This is a genomic window from uncultured Campylobacter sp. (assembly GCF_938045535.1).
Classification (GTDB): Bacteria; Campylobacterota; Campylobacteria; order Campylobacterales; family Campylobacteraceae; genus Campylobacter_B.
This window is the reverse complement of record NZ_CALIMQ010000294.1, coordinates 1-3574: the sequence shown is the minus strand read 5'-3', so window position 1 is coordinate 3574 and position 3574 is coordinate 1. Positions and strand designations below refer to the sequence as shown.

2 protein-coding genes are annotated in these 3574 nt (G+C 53.6%); one reads left to right on the top strand and one right to left on the bottom strand.

Annotated elements, in window-relative coordinates:
• The coding region (gene uvrA / locus Q0095_RS09185) for an excinuclease ABC subunit UvrA (protein WP_297883230.1) at positions 1-2700 on the bottom strand (2700 nt) is incomplete at its 3' end.
• Positions 2701-2775: 75 nt separating this feature from the next.
• Here uvrA and Q0095_RS09180 point away from each other — a divergent pair.
• Positions 2776-3574: hypothetical protein (locus Q0095_RS09180; protein WP_297883229.1), on the top strand; the 799-nt coding region annotated here is incomplete at its 3' end.

Below are 3574 nucleotides of genomic sequence, written 5' to 3'. Positions count from 1 at the left end.
TTCGGGCCCCATATCGATGATGTAATCGCAGTTTTTGATGACGTCCAGATTGTGCTCGATCACAAAGACGGAATTTCCCAGATCGACCAAATGATGTAACACCGCTACCAGGCGATCTACGTCTGCAAAATGTAGCCCCGTCGTGGGTTCGTCCAGGATATAGAGCGTATTGCCCGTGTCGGTGCGGCTTAGCTCCTTGGCGAGCTTGACGCGCTGTGCCTCGCCGCCGCTAAGCGTCGTGGCGGGTTGGCCTAGCGAAACGTAGCCGAGCCCGACGTCCGCGAGCGTCTTTAGCTTTTGATAAATTTTAGGCACGGCTTTGAAAAACTCGAGCGCCTCGTCGATACTCATCGCCAAAACGTCGGCTATGCTTTTGTTTTTGTATAAAATTTCAAGCGTCTGCGCGTTGTATCTCGTGCCGTGACACACATCGCAAACGACGCTGATATCGGGCAGGAAGTGCATCTCGATCGTGATCTCGCCCTCGCCCGCGCATTTTTCGCAGCGTCCGCCCTTGACGTTGAAGCTGAAGCGACCGATCTTGTATCCGCGCAGCTGCGCCTCCTTCGTCGCTGCAAAAAGCGCGCGGATCTCGTCCATCACCCCCGTGTAGGTCGCGGGATTGCTGCGCGGGGTGCGTCCGATCGGGGTTTGATCCAGATAGATCACTTTATCCAGGCTCTCAAGCCCCGAAATTTTAGCGCCCTTTACCGCGTGCACTTTTTTGGCGCGATTTAGCTCCTCAAGTGCCGTCGGTAGTATGGTTTGCAGCACCAAGGAGCTCTTGCCGCTGCCGCTAACGCCCGTGATGCCGACTAAATTTCGCAGCGGAAATTTTGCGCAAAGGCCGTGGATATTATTGATATTTACGTTTTTGATACTTAGCCAAAGCTCCTGCTTGCGGTGCTTTTGGTAGTTTATCTCCTTTTGGTTGTTCAGATACAGCGCGGTTTGCGTATTGCTTTTAAGCAGATGCGCCACATCCCCGGCAAATACGACCTCGCCGCCTAGATTGCCCGCCCCCGGGCCGATATCTACGACAAAATCCGCCGCCTCGATAGTTTTTTTATCGTGCTCGACGACGATTACGGAATTTCCCTTTTCCTGCAAGCTTCGTAGCGTCTTGATGAGCTTTTGCGTATCGCGCTCGTGAAGCCCGATACTAGGCTCATCGAGCACGTACATAACGCCGCTAAGACCAGAGCCGATCTGGCTTGCGATACGGATACGCTGTGCCTCACCGCCGCTGATGGTGCGCGCATCGCGCCCAAGCGTGAGATATCCAAGCCCAACGTCTTTTAAGAAAAACAGCCGCTCGTTGATCTCTTTTAAGATCGGCGCCGCAATCTGCGCGTCCTTTTCGCTTAAATTTGAAAACCGCTTCTCGTCGCTGAAAAATTCCACGCAGTCTGCGATACTCATATTTATCACGTCGCCGATGCCCTTATCTGCGACCTTTACGGCGAGGCTTTCGGGGCGCAGGCGCAGCCCGCCGCAGTCGGGGCAGATTTTTTCGCTCATATAATCGTCCAGATCGCTTTCGTTTTTGAGCAGATCGTAGGCGTATTTGATCGCGCCCTCAAATTTACGCACGAGTTTATGTTTTTTCCAGTAAAAATCGATCTCTTTGACGCTGCCGTAGAGGATCAGCTTTTTTTGCTCCTCGCTTAAGTTTGCATACGGGATTTTGACGTTTATGCCGTTTGCCTCGCAAAACCCGAGCAGAAATTTATAATAATAGCTCTTGTTGAAGCCCGACATTACCTTGATCGCGCCGCCCTCGATCGAGGCATTTTCGTTGATGATCTTGCCCAGATCGAGGCTAAATTTTATCCCCAACCCGTCGCAGCTCTCGCACGCGCCCTTTGGGGAGTTGAAACTAAACGCGAGCGGCTCGAGCGGCTTGAATGAAATTTTACAATCAAAGCACGCCATATGCTCGCTGTAGTGGATCAGACTCTGCGCGAGCCCCAGCTCGGCGGCGTTTGCGATCTCCACCTCGAGCTCGCCGAAGCTGAGCTTGAGCGCCTTTTCGACATCGCTTGCGATACGGATGGAATTTTCCTCGTCGATGGTCGTGCGATCGATGATGACCTTGATCGAGTGCTTTTTCGTCTTGCTCAGCTCGATCTCCTCGTCCAGTCGCACCAGCACGCCGTCGATCTGAGCGCGCACATAGCCCTGCTCGCGCAAGCTTTGTAGCATATCGGCGAAGCTGCCCTTTTTCTCGCGCACCAAGGGCGCGCCCAAGATCACCTTCGCGCCGCGCGGCAGCTTCATAATCTCGGCGATGATGTCGCTGGAGCTCATCTTTGAGATCGGCTTACCGCATTTATGGCAGTGCTGCACCCCCACGCGCGCATATAAGAGGCGCAGATAGTCATAAATTTCGGTAATCGTGCCCACCGTCGAGCGCGGGTTGCGCGACGTCGACTTCTGATCGATGGAGACAGCGGGACTCAGTCCCACGATCTTATCGACGTCGGGCTTGCCTACGCGGTCCAAAAACTGCCTCGCGTAGCTGCTTAGGCTCTCGACGTATCTGCGCTGCCCCTCGGCATATAGCGTATCAAACGCCAGAGTGCTCTTGCCGCTGCCGCTAAGACCTGTAAAAACGACGAGTTTGTCCTTTGGAATTTGCAAATTTATATTTTTCAGATTGTGCTCGCGCGCGCCCGTGATGGTGATGAGATCGTTCATTTTCGCCCTTTTGTGCCAAATTAATCTTACATTATAGCTCAAATTGTTAAAATTGCGCTTTTGGAAGGGGCGGCGATGATACTAATCTGCACGGCTTTGCGCTGCGAAGCCCAAGCGATAATCGAGAGTTTTAAACTTACTCGCAGCGGCAATCTGTTCGCAGGCGAGCAGATGCTTCTATACATCTGCGGCGTGAGGTTTGGGGCTAAATTTGAAGCGGGCGCTGCAGGCGACATAGAAATAGAATTTAAGAGCGAACCCGGCGCGGAATTTGTTCGCCGTGCCGATGCAGATGTAGAATTCGGGCGCGAGCTTCGCAAGGATCGACGCGGCGCGGACGTGAAATTTGAGCACCGTTCGGATGAGGGCGCGATCTGCGGCGGCGACGCGGAGACCGGCTCCGCGCTAAATGCAGCTGAAAATTTTAAAATTTTAGATCTTGACTCCGCGCGAAATTTGAAGCGCTTCGGCGAAATTTTACTTTCGCGGCGCGTGGACTTTGCGCTAAACATAGGCGTCTGCGGCTGCGCGGATAAAGGCGTGCAAATCGGCAAGGCGTTTTACTTTGACGGCACGGCAACGCAGGAATTTTGCGGCGAGGACGGATCGGAGCTTTATGGCTCGCAGGCAATGGGGCGCGGCGTGCAGGTTCCAAAATTTCAAAACGTTTGCGAGCGGGAATTTTGCGGCACGAGCTCGGACGGCAAGCTGCGGGCAAATTTAATCTGCGTAAGCGAGCCTAAAATTTTAAACGCAGCGGAGCAGGCGAGCGCAGCAAATATCGCAGCGATCGAGACGTGCGGCGAGATAAACGCACAAGCCCCAACGCAAGGGGCGAACGGCGCGGCAAATACAAAAAATTTCACGCGCGATG